At 40.3% G+C, this 18532-nt stretch carries 16 protein-coding genes and 1 rRNA gene; 8 read left to right on the top strand and 9 right to left on the bottom strand.

Annotated features, from left to right (window positions below; genetic code table 11):
• The 9 genes from M3196_RS10120 to dnaA form a co-directional block, all read right to left on the bottom strand.
• Nucleotides 1–220, bottom strand: a 16S ribosomal RNA gene (locus M3196_RS10120); the annotation flags it as partial.
• 275 nt (nt 221–495) lie between these two features.
• A complete protein-coding gene (locus M3196_RS10115) occupies nt 496–1608 on the bottom strand; it encodes an HD-GYP domain-containing protein (RefSeq protein ID WP_251322150.1) in 1113 nt (370 codons plus the stop codon).
• 89 nt (nt 1609–1697) lie between these two features.
• A complete protein-coding gene (gyrA, locus tag M3196_RS10110) occupies nt 1698–4253 on the bottom strand; it encodes a DNA gyrase subunit A (protein WP_251322149.1) in 2556 nt (851 codons plus the stop codon).
• Between the two features lie 144 nt (nt 4254–4397).
• Nucleotides 4398–6344 (bottom strand): DNA topoisomerase (ATP-hydrolyzing) subunit B, encoded by a 1947-nt coding sequence (gene gyrB / locus M3196_RS10105; RefSeq protein ID WP_251322148.1) that lies wholly within the window; start codon nt 6342–6344, stop codon nt 4398–4400.
• Between the two features lie 32 nt (nt 6345–6376).
• Nucleotides 6377–6646, bottom strand: coding sequence for an extracellular matrix regulator RemB (gene remB / locus M3196_RS10100; protein ID WP_251322147.1), 270 nt, complete (start codon nt 6644–6646; stop codon nt 6377–6379).
• A 10-nt stretch (nt 6647–6656) separates the two neighbouring features.
• A complete protein-coding gene (gene recF, locus M3196_RS10095) occupies nt 6657–7778 on the bottom strand; it encodes a DNA replication/repair protein RecF (RefSeq protein WP_251322146.1) in 1122 nt (373 codons plus the stop codon).
• An 11-nt stretch (nt 7779–7789) separates the two neighbouring features.
• Nucleotides 7790–8005: a S4 domain-containing protein YaaA gene (yaaA, locus tag M3196_RS10090; protein ID WP_251322145.1), complete on the bottom strand. Its 216-nt coding sequence runs from the start codon at nt 8003–8005 to the stop codon at nt 7790–7792.
• A gap of 424 nt (nt 8006–8429) precedes the next feature.
• A complete protein-coding gene (gene dnaN, locus M3196_RS10085) occupies nt 8430–9572 on the bottom strand; it encodes a DNA polymerase III subunit beta (protein WP_251322144.1) in 1143 nt (380 codons plus the stop codon).
• A 172-nt stretch (nt 9573–9744) separates the two neighbouring features.
• Nucleotides 9745–11100 carry a chromosomal replication initiator protein DnaA gene (gene dnaA, locus M3196_RS10080; RefSeq protein ID WP_251322143.1) on the bottom strand — a complete coding sequence of 452 codons (1356 nt, stop codon included), beginning with the start codon at nt 11098–11100 and terminating at the stop codon, nt 9745–9747.
• A 614-nt stretch (nt 11101–11714) separates the two neighbouring features.
• Between dnaA and rpmH the strand changes: the two genes are divergently transcribed.
• The 8 genes from rpmH to rsmG all read left to right on the top strand — a co-directional run bounded on the left by rpmH (nt 11715) and on the right by rsmG (nt 18376).
• Complete coding sequence (gene rpmH / locus M3196_RS10075; RefSeq protein ID WP_007201576.1) at nt 11715–11849, top strand: 50S ribosomal protein L34; 135 nt, start codon at nt 11715–11717, stop codon at nt 11847–11849.
• A 186-nt stretch (nt 11850–12035) separates the two neighbouring features.
• Nucleotides 12036–12383, top strand: a complete 348-nt coding sequence (gene rnpA / locus M3196_RS10070) for a ribonuclease P protein component (protein ID WP_251322142.1) — start codon at nt 12036–12038, stop codon at nt 12381–12383.
• 3 nt (nt 12384–12386) lie between these two features.
• The gene (gene yidD, locus M3196_RS10065; RefSeq protein ID WP_251322141.1) at nt 12387–12614 is read left to right on the top strand and encodes a membrane protein insertion efficiency factor YidD; all 228 of its coding nucleotides are present in this window, start codon (nt 12387–12389) and stop codon (nt 12612–12614) included.
• A gap of 37 nt (nt 12615–12651) precedes the next feature.
• Nucleotides 12652–13422 carry a YidC family membrane integrase SpoIIIJ gene (gene spoIIIJ / locus M3196_RS10060; protein ID WP_338082940.1) on the top strand — a complete coding sequence of 257 codons (771 nt, stop codon included), beginning with the start codon at nt 12652–12654 and terminating at the stop codon, nt 13420–13422.
• Nucleotides 13419–14051 carry an RNA-binding cell elongation regulator Jag/EloR gene (jag, locus tag M3196_RS10055; protein WP_251322140.1) on the top strand — a complete coding sequence of 211 codons (633 nt, stop codon included), beginning with the start codon at nt 13419–13421 and terminating at the stop codon, nt 14049–14051. The genes spoIIIJ and jag overlap by 4 nt, the downstream gene beginning before the upstream one ends.
• A 306-nt stretch (nt 14052–14357) precedes the next feature.
• The gene (gene mnmE, locus M3196_RS10050) at nt 14358–15734 is read left to right on the top strand and encodes a tRNA uridine-5-carboxymethylaminomethyl(34) synthesis GTPase MnmE (protein WP_251322139.1); all 1377 of its coding nucleotides are present in this window, start codon (nt 14358–14360) and stop codon (nt 15732–15734) included.
• 21 nt (nt 15735–15755) lie between these two features.
• The gene (gene mnmG, locus M3196_RS10045; RefSeq protein ID WP_251322138.1) at nt 15756–17642 is read left to right on the top strand and encodes a tRNA uridine-5-carboxymethylaminomethyl(34) synthesis enzyme MnmG; all 1887 of its coding nucleotides are present in this window, start codon (nt 15756–15758) and stop codon (nt 17640–17642) included.
• Nucleotides 17643–17659: 17 nt separating this feature from the next.
• Complete coding sequence (gene rsmG, locus M3196_RS10040; protein WP_251322137.1) at nt 17660–18376, top strand: 16S rRNA (guanine(527)-N(7))-methyltransferase RsmG; 717 nt, start codon at nt 17660–17662, stop codon at nt 18374–18376.
• Nucleotides 18377–18532 lie beyond the last annotated feature (156 nt).

Here is an 18532-nt window from a genome sequence, read left to right as displayed (position 1 = left end):
CCGAAACCGACTTTCAAAAAGAAGAAATGCTTCTTCTCTTGTTATCCGGTATTAGCCCCGGTTTCCCGGAGTTATCCCCGTCTTACAGGCAGATTACCCACGTGTTACTCACCCGTCCGCCGCTAAATCAGAGGAGCAAGCTCCTCTTCATTCGCTCGACTTGCATGTATTAGGCACGCCGCCAGCGTTCATCCTGAGCCAGGATCAAACTCTCCATAAAAGTGTTTGACTTGCTCGATTTAAAACTGACGGAATTAAATATAATTCCTTACCTATTTCTTTTGTTCAGTTTTCAAAGAACTTGTTTGCGTCACTTGTTTTAGCGACTTTAATAATATACCACGCTAAACTGTCAGAGTCAATAACTTTTTAAAACTTTTTCAATTTAATTCGTTATCAACTTAAAGTGTTGCAGAGCTGTTTTTAAGACAGCTTGATTAGTCTACCATGGATAAAGCAGAGTAGCAATACTAAAAATAAAAAAAAGCTCCTATCTTAAGATAAGAGCTCTTCAATAAACAAATCATTTCTAGTTTTTAAAGCGATGATCTCATTATTAGTATCTAACTTGATCATCGGTCTTGTAGGCTGGCTGTCTTCAATAAAGACGATTTCACCTGTTTCATGATTCGTAAGTTTTACACGGCTGCCGACCGAGAATGTCGATAGTCCGGACAACAAAGCCCTTATGACTTGATGATCGAATTTACCGAACTGATCTTTCATCATCATTTCCAATACTTTAAAAGGTGACTGTTTGCTTCGGTACGGTCTTTCGGCTGTCATTGCTAAATATACATCCGCTACCGCAAGGATTTTACTAAATGGATGCAGTTTGCTTCCTTTAACTTTTAACGGATACCCTGAACCATCCTCTCGCTCGTGATGCTGAAGAACGCCGAGAAGTACTCCTTCTTTTATAGAGGGAATCTTTTTTAGCATGTTGTAACCATGAATAGTGTGTTTTTTTACTTCATCAAATTCTGCAGGTAAAAGGGCGCTGCTCTTCTTCAATAATTTCGGCTGAACTTTTGCCATTCCGCAATCAGATAATACTCCAGCTAGACCGATCTGAATACAATCACCATTCGAATAATTTAATTTTTTTGCTAAAAAGGTGCTTAATATGCCAACTGAGATGGCGTGGTGATAGATATAATCCGCACTCGTTGCATAGTGGTGGAGCAATAATATTTCTTTTGGATAATTTGATCCCTCTTCCAGCACCTGCAATACACTTTGGCGAACCTCCAACATATCGATAGAACTGCCTGATTGCCAATTCGTAAATAACTGTTTAAAACGTTTGACTGTTTGAAGATACATGCTTGGAAATGAAGGGATCACTTCTTTTTTGACAGATAAATCCGCTATTTTTTCTTCTGTATTAACGACAGATGCTATTGCTGCCTCTTTTTTCTTTATATGATTAGTATCCCAGCCAGAATCATTTAGAATATCGATCTCCTCTATATGAAAACGAGTAAGTACTCTGAGATGTTCTGAATTTAATACAGTATTTTTATTTATAATGGGATGATTAGTCATTGAGAAGATATCTTGAACCAGCATTTGGCCAATTTTAACCTGGCTCGTTTTAACTTTCATACAATAAACTCCTTTTGTCGGAAAATTCATAGTTTAATTGTACATATAAAAAAGAGGAAAATGTATACTCATTTTCCTCTTTTATGAAATTATTCGTTATTCTCTTTGCTATCTACTGATTCAGAGGCAGGAGTTTCTTCCGTTTCTAAAACTGGTGCTTCCTCTTCAGATACAATAGGATCGCCATTCTCGTCTAATATTTCATCTTCTGTTTCTTCTTCACGTTCTACAACTGCAACGGTAGCGACATGATTACTGTCATTCATAGACATCAGTCTTACACCTTGCGTATTACGGCCCATTTGTGAAATACCAGAGATATTCATTCTGATGATAATTCCTTTTGCCGTAATAATCATCAAGTCTTCTTCATCCGTTACAGTCTTCAATGTAACAACAGGACCATTTTTTTCGGTGATATTAACCGTTTTGATCCCTTTACCTCCGCGTGACTGTAGCCGGTATTCACTCATCGGTGTACGCTTTCCGTAGCCTCTTGTTGTAACAATCAGGATATCTTGTGTCTCATCCAATACTTCCATACCAACTACAGCATCATCTTCACCTAGAGTTATGGCTTTAACACCTGTAGCTGTTCTTCCCATAGATCTTACGTCTGTTTCTTGGTAACGAATAGACATCCCTTGCTTTGTACCAACAATGATATCCTTTGTACCGTCAGTTAAGCGTACACCCATCAATTCATCTTCATCTCGAAGATTGATAGCAAACAGACCGCCTTTACGGATGTTGCTGTATGCAGACAATGGAGAACGCTTTGTAATTCCCTGTTTCGTCATAAAGTTAAGGTAAATTTCATCACTTTCCATGTCTTCAACAGGAATAACAGCAGAAATCGTTTCGCCCTGCTCGATCTGCAGCAGGTTGATGATCGGAATACCTTTTGCTGTTCTGCCGTACTCAGGAATTTCGTAACCTTTTAAGCGATAAGCTTTCCCTTTGTTCGTAAAGAACAGGATGTAGTTATGAGTATTTGTTGTAAACAATTGTTCAACAAAATCATCTTCACTCGTACCCATTCCCTGAATTCCTTTTCCGCCGCGTCGCTGTGAACGGTAAGTGGAGATAGGAAGACGTTTAATATATCCTTTGTTTGTTAATGTGATTACGATGTTAGAGCGAGGAATTAAGTCCTCGTCTTCGATACTGTTAAATCCTACTGAGATAATTGTACGTCTTGGATTATCATATTTTTCTTTGATTTCAACAAGCTCAGTACGAATAATCTCAAGAATTTTCTCTTCATCTGCTAAGATTGCTCTTAATTCAGCAATCAAAGCTACAAGGTCACTATATTCGTTCTCTATCTTGTCTCGTTCTAAACCTGTTAAACGCTGTAATCGCATATCTAAAATGGCCTGAGATTGATCGTAGCTTAATTCAAACTTCTCCATCAATCCTTCACGAGCAATGTCAGTTGTTCTCGAAGCACGGATCAGTGCGATTACTTCATCCAGATGATCAAGTGCAATACGAAGCCCTTCTAAAATGTGAGCTCTTGCTTCAGCTTTCTTAAGGTCGAATTCCGTACGGCGGCGGATAATAACTTGCTGATGCTTTAGATAATGATACAAGCATTCTTTGATGTTAAGAACTTTCGGATGTCCATCAACAAGTGCAAGCATGTTAATACCAAAGCTTGTCTGAAGAGCTGTCTGTTTATATAAATTATTTAAAATTACATTGGCATTTGCGTCACGGCGGACTTCCATCACGATACGCATACCATTTCGGTCAGACTCATCACGAAGGTCCGTTATACCTTCAATCTTTTTGTCACGAACGAGTTCAGCAATCTTTTCGATAAGTCGCGCTTTGTTTACTTGGTAAGGAAGCTCCGTTACGATGATCGCTTGTTTTCCGCTTGGCATTTCTTCGATTTCGGCTTTCGCACGGATAATGATTGAACCTCGTCCGTTTTGATAAGCCTTTCTGATTCCTTCACGTCCTAAAATTTCACCCGCAGTTGGGAAATCTGGTCCTGGTATAATTTCCATCAGTTCAGGGATTGTGATATCCGGATTTTCACTTAATGCTAAAATTCCGTCGATTACTTCTCCAAGATGATGCGGCGGAATGTTCGTTGCCATACCAACTGCTATTCCGGCTGCACCGTTAACAAGCAAATTAGGAAAACGTGCAGGTAATACAACAGGTTCTTGTTCAGATCCATCATAGTTATCTTTGTAACCGATCGTATCTTTGTTGATGTCTCGTACCATTTCCATGGCGATTTTAGACATACGCGCCTCAGTATAACGCATCGCTGCCGCGGCATCGCCGTCAACAGAACCGAAGTTGCCATGGCCATCGATCAGCATGTGACGGAAGTTAAAATCCTGTGCCATACGCACCATCGTGTCGTATACGGCAGAGTCGCCGTGCGGATGGTACTTACCGATTACTTCACCGACGATACGAGCAGACTTTTTGTAAGCTTTGTCTGCTGTCATACCAAGATCGTTCATGGCATAAAGAATACGTCGATGAACTGGTTTCAATCCGTCACGTACATCTGGTAATGCACGGCTGACAATAACACTCATGGCATAATCCATGAATGATGCACGCATTTCCGTACTAATATTTATTTCTTTAACCCGGGAACGTTCCATTTCAGACATTCGTTTTACCTCCATAACCTCTTGAAAAACAGGTTTTTAAAGCCACCTAATCGGCTTTTAAACGAACCGAAACTGGACCTTGTCCAGCTTCAGCATTTTTTATGTTCAGCTCCGGCACCTTAAACAGTGCTGGAACATTTGTAATTAGATATCCAAATTCTTAACGTATTGCGCATTTTCTTGAATAAAATCACGGCGTGGTTCAACTTTATCGCCCATCAAGATCTCAAATGTCTCGTCAGCTGCCATTGCATCTTTCATTTCCACTTGAAGCAATGTACGTGTTTCGGGATCCATTGTCGTTTCCCACAGCTGGGTTGGATTCATCTCACCAAGACCCTTATAGCGCTGAAGCTGAGGCTTTGGAACTTGCGGAAGTTCAGCTAATAATTTTTCAAGTTCTTTATCATTGTAGGCATATTCTATGCGCTTGCCTTGCTGCACTTTATAAAGTGGCGGCTGGGCAATATAGATATAACCATGTTCAATAATTGGGCGCATATACCGGAAAAAGAAAGTCAGAAGAAGCGTACGGATATGCGCTCCATCGACATCGGCATCGGTCATGATAATGATTTTATGATAACGTGCTTTTGTAATATCGAATTCGTCGCCAATACCTGTTCCTAAAGCGGTAATAATGGCACGGACCTCGTTATTTGAAAGGATCTTGTCTAATCTTGCTTTCTCTACGTTGATGATTTTACCTCGAAGCGGCAAAATCGCCTGGAAGTGGCGGTCACGCCCCTGTTTAGCTGATCCGCCGGCAGAGTCACCCTCAACCACGTAGATTTCAGAAATACTTGCATCTTTAGAAGAACAGTCTGCTAATTTACCTGGCAGCGATGAAACTTCCAATGCACTCTTACGGCGTGTTAGCTCACGTGCTTTTTTAGCAGCGACACGTGCACGTAGCGCCATCATCCCTTTTTCAATGATTGATTTTGCAACAACAGGATTTTCGAGTAAGAAAGATGAGAAAGTTTCAGAAAAAATAGACTCTGTGATCTGTCTTGCGTCAGAGTTACCAAGCTTTGTTTTTGTTTGTCCTTCAAACTGCGGATCAGGATGCTTGATGGAAATGATCGCTGTTAACCCTTCACGAACATCTTCACCGGTCAGGTTCGTATCGTTGTCCTTGAACAAGTTGTTCTTGCGGCCATAATCATTGATAACACGTGTAAGAGCCGTCTTAAAGCCCGATTCGTGCGTTCCGCCTTCATGCGTGTTAATGTTGTTTGCAAAAGAGTATATATTGCTTGCATAGCTGTCATTATATTGGAATGCGATTTCTACAGAGATACCGTCTTTTTCACCTTCAACAAAGATCGGCTCTTCATGCAGGACCCCGCGAGTTCTGTTGATATGCTCAACATATGATTTAATTCCGCCTTCATAGTGGTATTCCTTAACAACAGGCTCCTCGCCGCGTTTATCTTCTGCAATGATGCGAAGACCGCGGTTTAAGTAAGCCAGTTCGCGAATACGGTTCGATAAAGTAGGGAAATCATATTCTAATGACTCAGTAAAAATTTCAGGATCTGGTTTAAAGTGTGTGCGTGTTCCTGTCTTATCCGTTTCACCGATAACTTTAAGATCGGCTGTCGGCACACCGCGCTCATAAGATTGATAGTGAAGTTTTCCGTCACGGGATACAGTAACTTCAAGCATAGTAGACAATGCGTTTACTACGGAAGCACCAACACCATGAAGACCTCCGGATACTTTATATCCGCCGCCGCCGAATTTACCGCCTGCATGGAGGACAGTCATGATGACTTCGAGTGCCGGTCTACCCATTTTTTCATGCATACCAACTGGGATACCACGTCCGTTATCTTCTACAGTGATGCTGTTGTCTTCTTCAATCGTGATGCGAATCGTATCACAGTATCCTGCTAACGCCTCATCAATCGAGTTATCCACGATTTCCCATACGAGATGGTGCAATCCGCGTACATTTGTTGCGCCAATATACATTCCAGGACGTTTACGAACGGCTTCAAGACCTTCGAGTACCTGGATATTACTTTCATCATAATTTTGTTGATGCTCTAACTTTTGTTCAGTCGTCAATTGGTTCACCTTCATTCCGGTTTAAAAACGCTTTATTTATAAAACCTTTATTTTATATTCCAGCCATTTTCAAGTTCGAGGCGATCAGAGGCTCTCTTTTTTAACGTTGATGCAGAAAGGGGAGACAAATAAATCGTTTTGTCTGTAATTATGACGGATTTTGCAGCATTCCCGCTTAAGTCGGTTAATGTCTGATCCTTTTCATGCTTTTTAAGAAACTCCTTCGCAAGTTCAGAAGTCTTTAACGCATTAATATCCAATATAGCCAGTACATCCTTAGAATGAATAACCTCTTCATCACCTAAATGTAATAGCAATTCCCTCACCTCATTTCAAACGTTCTATGGAGCCTGAATGAACTTGATAGGTTGCGGCCTTTTCCAATGTCTCATGGTGTATGCCTTCCACACTGGTCGTAGTAACAAAGGTTTGAACTTTCCCTTGAATAGTATTTAACAGATGAGATTGCCTGAAGTCATCTAATTCAGAAAGTACATCATCCAGCAACAAAACAGGATATTCTCCGACTTCTGAATGAATTAAATCAATTTCAGCAAGCTTTAGTGAAAGAGCGGTCGTTCGCTGCTGCCCTTGCGATCCAAAGGTCTGTACATCTTTTCCATTTACAGAAAACAGCAGATCATCCCGATGGGGTCCAAATAATGATGTGCCCCGCTCAATCTCTTTTTCTTTTATTTTACCAAATTTCGAATGAAACGCTTCTATCATTTTCGACAAGTCCGGTTCATCGCATACCTCTACGGCAGGTTTGTAATGAATTTTTAAGCTTTCTAGCCCTCTTGATATGCCATGATGGATGGGTTCTGCCCACTCTTGCAGCTTTTCCATGTATTTCATGCGTTTCAACGTGATTCTTGCCGCTTTATCTATGAGCTGTTCTGTTAATATCTCAAGCATCGTCATGTTTTCCATACTCTTATTTCGATACATGTCTCTTAAAAGAGAATTTCGCTGAGACAAAATCTTTTGATACACAGATAAGTCGTTCAAGTAAACAGCGTTTACCTGCCCGATTTCCATGTCAATAAAACGACGACGCACCTGCGGACTGCCTTTTACAAGATTTAAATCCTCAGGTGCAAACATGACCACATTAAAATGACCGACGTAATCCGTTAACCGTCGCTGTTCAATGCGGCTGATTTTCGCTTTTTTTCCTTTTTGTGAAATAACAAGGCTCAAATCAAAAGAACTGTTCCTCTTTTTTATACTACCTTCTATTTTAGCATATTCTTCGTCCCAAGTTATTAACTCTTTATCTTTTGCCGTCCTATAAGACCTCGCCATGGCCAAAACGTAGATGGATTCCATGACGTTCGTTTTGCCTTGAGCATTTTCGCCAAGAAAAACATTGACCTTATTTTCAAAGGTTAACGACTGATCTTTATAGTTGCGGTAGTTCCTCAGATGAAGCTGTTCAATATGCAAAGGGATTCCCCCTATTCCGTTGTTACCTTAAACTCTCCTATATCTGGAATGGACACGACATCACCCGCATATAATTTTTTTCCCCGGCGTGTTTCATGTTCTCCGTTAACAAGAACTTCATGTTCTGCTAAATACCATTTTACCATTCCTCCCGACTGGATAACATCGGTTGTTTTCAACAGCTGCTGAAGAGTGATAAATTCTGTTGTGATTTTTACATTTTCCACTGTTTTAGCCTCCTTCAAATCAACTGGCTGTTTTCGTAAATATGTCGCTATTGGAAGTGGTTGATTTCCGCTCCAGGCTGTGCTCGCTTTCCGCGAGGGGTAAGGTGAGCCTTGGAGGAAGATGGGTAAAGGCTTGTATTCAAGGAAGAATTTGTGCTCCTGCGTCTACAAGAAAAACAACAGCGAAGCGAGCTTCCTCGTCGCATGCCTTGCGAGAAGAATAATCTGTTAGCTGGCACGCTAATCCCGCAGGAGTCTCGCACTTTGCACTCCAATCAACTTGTCAACGAAGTGTCTTCACATAAAAGAATCCAAAAGCAACAATCTTTTAGAAAAGAGCCAAACAAATAATATATAGTTTCTCCAAAAAAAGAGTCTCTTAGAAAAGAAAAGAAAGCCACCGGTCCTCCGGCAGCTTTATATTTTAGTAAGTTCTTACCGGCAGGATTAACTGGCGGATGGTGTCATCTGATACAGGCTGAATAAGGAAAGGACGCATCGCACCTGTAAAAAGAATACTGATCTCAGAGCAGTCCATAACCTTCAGTGCTTCCATTACATATTTTGCGTTAAAAGAGATCTTAAGCTCTTCACCCTCAATTTCTTCAGCGATCATATGTTCAAATACTTTCCCGATCTCAGGAGAGTTAGATGAAAGTTCAATCGTTTTATTGTCTAAAGTCGCCAGTTTAACGACATTATTGCGTCCTTCTCTTGCTAATAAAGAAGCACGGTCGATCGCTTGCAGAAACTCCTTAGTCTTTAACACAAATGTCGTTTTGCTTTCTGAAGGAATCAGCTTAGATGTATCCGGGTAATTTCCATCAAGCAAACGGGAGAATAAAAGAATATTTTTCGCTTTAAATAGAATTTGGTTGTTTGTTACAACGATTTGTACTTTCTCAGCAGACTCATCAAGAATCTTGGATAGCTCATTCAAGCTTTTTCCCGGAATAACTACATTTTGAAAAGAAAGTTCTTCCGATTGAGAATCAATACGTATCTTACGCTCTGCCAAACGATGGCTGTCTGTTGCAATACAGTTCAAAATTCCATCAGATAACGTCCAATTCACACCAGTTAGGATAGGGCGTGTTTCTGAGGTGGACACCGCAAAGACAGTTTGGCGAATCATTGTTTTTAGCAGATCGCTTTGAATTTCAAAGACAAGATCCTCTTCGATCTGTGGTAAACGAGGATATTCTTCTGGATCCAGCCCCAGCAAGCTAAATTCAGATGCACCTGAACGAAGAGTGGTTTCAAATCGTTCTCCCACTTCAATCTCTACTGTATCATTCGGCAGTTTCTTAACGATTTCAGAGAAATAACGAGCAGGCAGTACGACGCTTCCTTCTTGCTTTACTTCAATATGTACAAGATCTCCCTCTTCAGTAGGTATCAATCTCTCAATGGAAATATCAGAATCACTACCAGTTAAATGAACACCATCATATGTTACTTCCATTTTTATTCCCGTTAAAATTGGAATCGTTGTTCTTGATGAGACTGCTTTCATGACATCTTGAACGGCCTCGATCAATTGGTTTAATTGAATCTTAACTTTCATGTTATTTCCCCCCTGATAATTTATTAAAATCTTTTAAAAAAATAGTAGTAATAGTAATAGGCGCTGTGAATGTGTGGATAACCCGTTCAAACAAAGATAGAACAGCCTATCCACATGTGGACAGACTGTGTATAAGGCAACAGCAGTTATTCACAGTATTCAAGGTTGCTATTTAGATCGATTTTAACTGATCATGAATTTCTTGGACTTTCTTCTGCAGCACTTGATCTGTAATAAGCAGCTTTGAAATCTTTTCATGGGCATGAAGAACCGTCGTGTGATCTCGTCCGCCAAATTCTTCGCCAATTTTAGGCAGCGAATTATCGGTTAACTCGCGAGAAAGGTACATAGCGATCTGTCTAGGGAATGCTACCGATTTTGTTCTCTTTTTTGCCGTGAAGTCTTCAAGCTTAACGTTGTAATGTTTACCAATGACTTCCTGTATATGATGAATGGTAAGAGTTCTAGGTTTTGATGACGGAATAATATCCCGCAGTGCTTCTGCAGCGAGATCAGCGTTCATATCTTGATTAATTAAAGAAGAATAAGCAACAACGCGTATAAGTGCACCTTCAAGTTCACGAATATTGGTATCAATTTGATTAGCAATATAAAGCATCACTTCATTTGGAATATCAAGACCTTCTGCTTTTGCTTTCTTTCGCAGGATTGCAATCCTTGTTTCCAGATCAGGCGGTGTAATATCAGTAATCAATCCCCACTCAAATCGAGAGCGAAGTCTGTCCTCTAATGTCGGAATTTCCTTTGGAGGACGGTCGCTGGATATCACAATTTGTTTACTTTCTTCATGGAGCGCATTAAATGTATGGAAAAACTCTTCTTGAGTTTGTTCTTTCCCCGCAAGGAACTGAATATCATCTATTAGAAGCACGTCTACACTTCGGAACTTATTGCGAAATTCAACGGTTTTATTGTCTCGAATAGAATTAATAAATTCATTTGTAAATTTTTCTGATGACAAGTAAACAACTTTAGCCCCTGGATTATGTTCAAGTACATAATGTCCGATCGCATGCATCAGATGCGTTTTCCCTAATCCGACACCACCATAGATGAATAGTGGATTGTAGGCTTTGGCCGGCGCTTCTGCAACAGCTAGTGATGCTGCATGCGCAAAACGGTTTCCGGACCCGATAACAAACCGGTCGAACGTATACTTTGGATTCAGCATACTTTGAGAAACTTCTTCGTGAGGTTCGTTAGATGCCTTTGGGGCCTTTTTCATGGACAGTTCAAGATCTAAGTCTAAGTCTGACTGATTTTGTGGAATAATGAATTTTACCTCAAGGGCCGCACCCGTAACATCCAGCAGCGTTTCTGAAATAATGCCCGCGTACCTTGATTCAAGCCAATCACGTGCAAACTCATTAGGCGCTGTGATGACAAGTGTATCATTTTGCAATGCATGAGCTGTTGTTGATTTTAACCAGGTTTCAAAGCTGGGCTTACTGACTTTTGTTTCTATAGCAGCAAGTGCTTTGGACCATAGGTCATTAATGTTTTCCAACCAATTTCCCCCCTTATCTCTTTAAAATTATCCTATTTCAGCAGTCATTTTCCCTGTTGTTTAAGGTTTGTACATGCAGTGAATACCTATGAATAAAAATAAAAGTCCACATGATATGTGAATGATAATTTATATAGTAGATAATAGGATTATAAACAGCCATACCGTATTTGTGGACAACCTTCTAAACAGCTAAAATAACCTGTCCACAAGTTTATCCACAGGATGTGAATAACTTTGTATGGCTAAGATGTTATTAACGAGTTAAAACACAACAAGCATATCAAAAAAAAGCAAGCTTGGCAACGGATTATTGTCACTTATCCACAACGCCCATACCTTGTGTAGGAAAGTTGTCCACAACACTAGATTTTGTGTAAAAGATGTCGATAAATGGTGTGGATAATGAAAAACGTGTCGAAAAAGATGTCCACAGGAAGATAAAAGAAGAAAATTGGAGGAAGGATAAATATTTGAATAAGACGTAAGAGATCCTGTCGAAAAAACAGGACTTTTAATAAAACGAAAATCCACCTTGACAAATAAAGCAGTCAGTCATTATACTTTATTAGACTGTCTTTTATAAGAGATATCCTCAGGGAGGTGTAATATACATGAAACCAACATTTCAACCGAACAACCGTAAGCGCAAGAAGGTACATGGTTTCCGTGCACGTATGGCTACTAAGAACGGTCGTAAAGTTCTAGCTCGCCGTCGTCAAAAGGGAAGAAAAGTGTTATCCGCATAGGCCACTGATATCAGTGGTCTTTTTTTACTTTTATAGACCTATCCGCTCACTCCTCGTCTGATTCTGGGTGAAATTAATCGGTTTTTTGCTGATCCGATGTTTTACAACTTAAAAATAGACCAATACTCAGAAGAGAGTTGAAAAGACCAGGGAATGAGATTGCTTAATTGATGGAGTGTTAATTGAATGAAGAAAGAACAGCGCATCAAAAAAAATGAGGAATTTCAAGAAGTCTTCAAAAAAGGAAAATCAACGGCCAATCGCCAATTTGTTATATACAGTTTAAAAAAAGAAGATCAGCCAATTTTTCGCATCGGTTTATCAGTCAGCAAAAAGGTTGGAAAAGCTGTTACGAGAAACAGGATCAAACGCTCAGTCAAAGAGGTTTTTCATAAATACAGCGAACAGCTGCTGACAGGCAGAGATTATGTCGTTATTGCAAGAATACCGACAGCAGATATGGATTTTCACGAAATAGAAAAAAGTCTGCTGCATGTTTTAAACAGGGCAAACGTTTTAAAAAAGAGGGTGTAAGAAGTGAAATCCTTATTTATAGGGATTATCCGTTTCTACCAGCGGTGGATCTCTCCAATGACACCGCCTTCATGCCGCTTTTATCCGACTTGCTCACACTACGGTATAGAAGCATTCAGGCGTCACGGTGCCATTAAAGGAATGTGGCTGACAATCATCAGAATCCTGAAATGTCATCCATTTCATCCTGGAGGCGTTGACCTCGTGCCTGAAAAAAGAGACAATAAATAATTGAGATGAGATTTATGATTTTAAGGAGGATAAGAGTGTGCGTAAGAAAATAGGTTTAATGATTGCCCTTTTCGCACTCATGGCTGTCCTATCTGGTTGTGGGACGATGGATCCTGTCACAGAAGACAGCACGGGAATTTGGGACACATATTTTGTTTATCCATTATCATGGCTGATCACATACTTCGCTAATTTAACGGGTGAAAATTACGGACTAGCTATTATTATCGTTACGTTGATTATTCGTACAGCATTATTGCCATTAATGATTAAGCAAACCCGCAGTTCTAAAGCGATGCAGGAAATTCAACCTGAAATCCAAAAACTGCGTGAAAAGTACAAATCGAAAGATGCGAACACACAGCAAAAACTGCAGCAGGAAACAATGGCACTTTTCCAAAAGAATGGTGTAAATCCGCTTGCAGGTTGTTTGCCATTACTTATTCAGATGCCGATTCTTTTAGGTTTTTACCATGCAATCATGCGTACTGAAGAAATTGCTAATCACAATTTCCTTTGGTTCGACTTAGGAGATCCAGATCCATATTTTATTTTGCCGCTAGTAGCAGGTTTAACCACATTCTTGCAGCAAAAAATCATGATGGGCGGAATGGATAACCCAAATCCGCAAATGAAGATGCTTCTATACATCATGCCAGTCATGATCGTGGTCTTTGCGATTAATTTCCCAGCCGCATTATCATTATATTGGGTGATCGGTAACATTTTCATGATTGCACAAACATACTTCATTACGACCCCAATGAAAAAGAAAGAAAATCAAGTTGATGGGGGAGCTAAAAAGTGAAAAAGGTACAGGTGACAGGGAAAACGGTTGAAGAAGCAGTAGAAACAGCACTAGAACAACTTCAGACTTCAAAAGAAAATGTAGAAGTTAAAATTCTTGAGGATTCCAAAAAAGGTTTTTTTGGACTCGGCGGTAAGCCGGCAGTTGTTGAAGTAGCAGTGAAAGCTGATCCTGTTAAAACCGCGATCGAATACCTTCAGGATGTAACATCCAAAATGGGGGTGCCCGTTACCATTTCTCAGCGGCAGGAAAACGAACATTTAGTGCTTGATTTATCGGGTGACAAAATTGCTATTTTAATTGGTAAACGCGGACAGACGCTAAATGCGCTTCAGCTTTTAACGAATATGGTTGCAAACTCAGATCCATCAGCAAAGCATATAAAAATTGTTCTTGATGCTGAACATTATCGTACCAGACGGCAGGAATCGCTTGAAAGACTTGCTGAGCATTCCGCACAAAAAGTGTTCATTACCAAAAAAAGTTTTGCGCTTGAACCGATGCCTGCCAATGAACGTAAAGTCATTCACTTAGCACTTAAAGAAAACCGCGATGTTGAAACAACTTCTGAAGGGGTAGAACCATTCCGAAAAGTAGTAATCCGTCCGGTGAATTCAATCAAGAGATAGAGAAGCTTCAGAGGGTATTCCTCTGGGGCTTTTTGTTTACTGTAAGCTCATTATGCGATACACTATTTTTTATTGTGGATATTTATGTCCTTTTTTTGACTGTAATAAATATTAACTTGCCAGCAGGAAGATATTCGACGCAGTGGACACGTTTTATGGTACACAGTATAAGTGCAACTATGGCTGTAAAACTTCTATGGGTTTTTCAGCCAAGTTTTCTAAACTAACAATTATCACAGCAACCATTTAAGGTCATACTAAGGATAAATAGATAGAGCGTTTTTTAGGGAAGTTGAGGTGAAACAAATGGATTACGATACAATTACAGCAATATCCACTCCGATGGGAGAAGGAGCTATCGCGATTGTACGGCTGAGCGGTCCTGAAGCGGTTGACATTGCTGACCGTGTTTATAAGGGAGCGAAGACACTTAAAGAAGCAGATACTCACACCATACATTACGGCAAGCTGATCGATCCAAAAACCAATCAGGCTGTAGAAGAAGTAATGGTTAGTGTAATGCGTGCGCCGCGTACATTCACTCGGGAGGATGTTATTGAAATCAACTGTCACGGCGGTTTAGTGTCCGTAAATCGTGTTCTTCAGTTGATTCTGCAGCAGGGAGCACGTCTGGCAGAACCAGGTGAGTTTACAAAACGTGCTTTTTTGAACGGACGGATTGATCTGTCACAAGCAGAGGCAGTTATGGATCTTATCAGAGCTAAAACAGACCGGGCTATGAACGTAGCACTTAACCAGATGGAAGGCAGGCTTTCAAGTTTGGTAAGCCGTCTTAGACAAACGCTGCTAGAAACCATTGCCCACGTTGAAGTAAACATCGATTATCCCGAATACGATGCAGAAGAAATGACCCACTCTTTATTAAATAACAATCTCTTAACTGTAAAAAAAGAGGTAGAATCTATTTTACAAACGGCTCAGCAAGGGAAAATACTCCGTGAAGGATTATCTACCGCTATTATCGGACGGCCAAACGTAGGGAAATCTTCATTGATGAATGCTCTAGTTCATGAAAACAAGGCGATCGTAACAGAGATTGCGGGAACGACACGGGATGTTATAGAAGAATACGTTAATGTTAGAGGCGTTCCTTTAAGGCTTGTTGATACAGCAGGTATCCGTGAAACAGAAGATATCGTTGAAAAAATCGGTGTTGAAAAATCACGCAAGGTACTAAAGGAAGCAGATTTAATTTTGCTTGTCTTAAACGGAAACGAACCGCTGTCTATAGAAGATGAAAACTTATTTCGCGCAGCAGCCGGTTTAGACAAGATCGTTATAATTAATAAAACAGACTTAGAGACAAAACTAGATATAGATTCCGTAAAAAAACTTGCAGAAGGTTCACCTGTTATTGCTACTTCTTTAATAAAAGAAGAAGGAGTAGATGAATTAGAACAAGCTATAGCAAACCTATTCTTTGCTGGTGGCATCGAATCCCAAGATTTAACCTATGTGTCGAATTCAAGGCATATTGCATTGCTTCAGCAGACGATTCATCATATTGATGAAGCTTTAGGCGGCATTGAAGCAGACTTGCCGATTGATATGGTTCAAATTGATATTACAAGAGCGTGGGAGATACTTGGTGAAATTGTAGGAGATACCGTTTCAGAGAGCTTAATCGACCAGCTATTTTCACAATTTTGTCTCGGAAAATAAAGAAAAAGGAGGTAATCACTTATGGGGTATAAAGCAGATGCTTTTGACGTTATTGTCGTTGGGGCAGGACATGCTGGAGTTGAAGCGGCGCTCGCTTCAGCACGTATGGGTGCAAAAACACTTTGCCTGACGTTAAATTTGGATACTGTTGCCTACATGCCATGCAACCCTTCAGTCGGGGGACCAGCAAAAGGGATCGTAGTGCGTGAAGTAGATGCTCTCGGTGGAGAGATGGCTCGTAACATCGACAAAACACACATACAAATGCGAATGCTGAATACAGGGAAAGGTCCTGCTGTACGTGCGCTTCGCGCTCAAGCAGACAAATATTTGTATCAGCATGAAATGAAGAAAACAATGGAAAACACTGAAAACCTCACATTGCGCCAAGGGATGGTAGAAAGACTCATTATTGAAGACGGACAATGTAAAGGTGTTATTACGAAGACAGGGGCAGAGTACGCAGCAAAAGCTGTCGTATTAACAACGGGTACTTACTTAAGAGGAAAAATTATTATCGGGGAACTTGCTTATGAAAGCGGTCCGAACAACATGGCTCCGTCCATTAACTTATCGTATCATCTTCAAGAACTTGGCTTTGATATGGTTCGTTTTAAAACAGGAACACCACCTCGTGTAAACAGCAAGACGATTGATTATTCCAAAGCTGAAATTCAGCCTGGAGATGATGTTCCAAGAGCCTTTTCGTATGAAACGACTGAATACATCACTGATCAGCTTCCTTGCTGGCTAACTTACACAGGAGATGAAACTCATCAGCTGATTAACGGTAACCTTCACCGCTCTCCGATGTATTCTGGAATGATCGAAGGAACGGGTCCTAGATATTGTCCATCGATCGAAGACAAAATCGTGCGATTTAATGATAAGCCTCGCCATCAGATTTTCTTAGAGCCAGAAGGAAGAAATACGGAAGAAGTTTATGTTCAGGGTCTGTCTACAAGTTTGCCTGAGGATGTTCAGAAAAAAATTCTAGCTACTATTCCTGGACTTGAAAAAGCTGAATTAATGCGTGCAGGCTATGCGATTGAATATGATGCAATCGTACCGACTCAGCTTTGGCCATCACTTGAAACAAAGCTTGTGAACGGCTTGTTTACTGCAGGACAGCTTAACGGCACAAGCGGTTATGAAGAAGCTGCAGGCCAAGGACTTATGGCAGGGATTAATGCTGCATTAAAAGTTCAAGATAAAGAACCACTCATTCTTGACCGTTCAGAAGCGTACATTGGAGTTCTCATTGACGACCTTATTACAAAAGGAACAAATGAGCCATATCGCCTCTTAACATCAAGAGCAGAGTACCGTCTGCTATTAAGACATGACAATGCTGATCTGCGTTTAACGAAAAAAGGCTACGAAATTGGACTAATACCGCAAGACCGCTTCGAACGTTTTGAAGAGAAAAAAGCACAAATTGCACAGGAAATAGAGCGTTTAGAACATGTTTCGATTAAACCGTCTGAGGAAGTTCAGCAATTTCTTGCCGAAGCACAGTCGTCAGCATTGAAAGAACCAATGACAGCCGCGAATCTCCTTAAACGGCCAGAAGTGACGTATTCTGTCATCCATAAAATAGCACCTGCAGAAACACCTTTAAACGAAACGGTATCTGAACAGGTTGAAATCCAAGTGAAGTACGCTGGATACATTGATAAGCAGCTTGCACAAGTAGAAAAAATGCGGAAGATGGAAAACAAAAAACTTCCTGTCGATCTTGATTACATGGCAATAAACGGATTAGCAACAGAAGCTAAACAAAAGCTGCATGAAGTTCGCCCTCTTTCTGTAGGGCAGGCATCAAGAGTATCAGGGGTAAACCCAGCAGACATCTCTATTCTGTTGATTTACCTGGAGCAAGGCAAACTAGCGAAAATTGCCCGTTAAGGGGGAGCGCAACAAAAATGAATATCGAGATGTTTCAAACTTCCCTGAAAGAAAAGGGAATAGAATTATCGGAAAAACAATTAGCTCAATTCGAGACGTATTTTAAGCTGCTTGTTGAGTGGAATGAAAAAATGAACTTAACGGCGATTACAGAAAAAGAAGAAGTCTATTTAAAGCATTTTTATGATTCTGTTACAGCTGCTTTCTATTTTGACTTTAAACGGGATATTACGGTTTGTGATGTTGGTGCAGGTGCTGGTTTCCCTGCTATTCCCCTAAAAATTTGTTTTCCCGAGATCAAGCTGACAGTCGTCGATTCATTGAATAAGCGGATCGGTTTTTTAGAACATGTTGCAAATGAACTTGGTTTAGAGAATGTTTCTATGTATCATGACCGTGCGGAAACTTTTGCCCATAAACAAGAGTTCAGACAGCAATTTGATCTTGTTATGGCGAGAGCGGTTGCCAGACTTTCGGTGTTATCGGAACTTTGCCTTCCACTGGTAAAAAAGGGAGGTCACTTCTTAGGAATGAAAGGTGCTAACCTTCCTGGAGAGGTAAGAGACGGCGAAAAAGCAGTTCAGCTTTTAGGAGGAAAGATTCAAGATATTTATTCCTTCTCCCTGCCAATAGAAGAAAGCGAACGAAACATTGTAATCATTGAAAAGGTAAAGGAAACACCAAAAAAATACCCGCGTAAACCAGGAACACCAAACAAGTCGCCTATCCAATAAAGAAAACTTGGCTGACGCCAAGCCTTATTCACCAGCCTTAGTTGCACTTATACTTTATTCGTAAACTTTTTTACCACGTCGAATATCGATCAGTTAAAAAGATATACTTTTTTAAATTGTAAAATAATCCTGTGTTTCACGTGAAACACAGGTGAT

The sequence above is a fragment of the Fictibacillus nanhaiensis genome, assembly GCF_023715445.1.
GTDB lineage: Bacteria > Bacillota > Bacilli > Bacillales > Fictibacillaceae > Fictibacillus > Fictibacillus nanhaiensis_D.
The sequence above is the reverse complement of the archived record's forward strand: the minus strand, read 5'-3'. Positions and strand labels throughout refer to the sequence as shown.

Excerpts from the sequence above, each read along its gene's own strand:
- M3196_RS10115 (WP_251322150.1), bottom strand. The coding sequence starts at position 1,608 with ATGAAAGTTAAAACGAGCCAGGTTAAAATTGGCCAAATGCTGGTTCAA.
- mnmE (WP_251322139.1), top strand. The coding sequence starts at position 14,358 with ATGGATTACGATACAATTACAGCAATATCCACTCCGATGGGAGAAGGA.
- gyrA (WP_251322149.1), bottom strand. The coding sequence starts at position 4,253 with ATGTCTGAAATGGAACGTTCCCGGGTTAAAGAAATAAATATTAGTACG.
- mnmG (WP_251322138.1), top strand. The coding sequence starts at position 15,756 with ATGGGGTATAAAGCAGATGCTTTTGACGTTATTGTCGTTGGGGCAGGA.
- rpmH (WP_007201576.1), top strand. The coding sequence starts at position 11,715 with ATGAAACCAACATTTCAACCGAACAACCGTAAGCGCAAGAAGGTACAT.
- rnpA (WP_251322142.1), top strand. The coding sequence starts at position 12,036 with ATGAAGAAAGAACAGCGCATCAAAAAAAATGAGGAATTTCAAGAAGTC.
- dnaN (WP_251322144.1), bottom strand. The coding sequence starts at position 9,572 with ATGAAAGTTAAGATTCAATTAAACCAATTGATCGAGGCCGTTCAAGAT.
- rsmG (WP_251322137.1), top strand. The coding sequence starts at position 17,660 with ATGAATATCGAGATGTTTCAAACTTCCCTGAAAGAAAAGGGAATAGAA.
- gyrB (WP_251322148.1), bottom strand. The coding sequence starts at position 6,344 with ATGAAGGTGAACCAATTGACGACTGAACAAAAGTTAGAGCATCAACAA.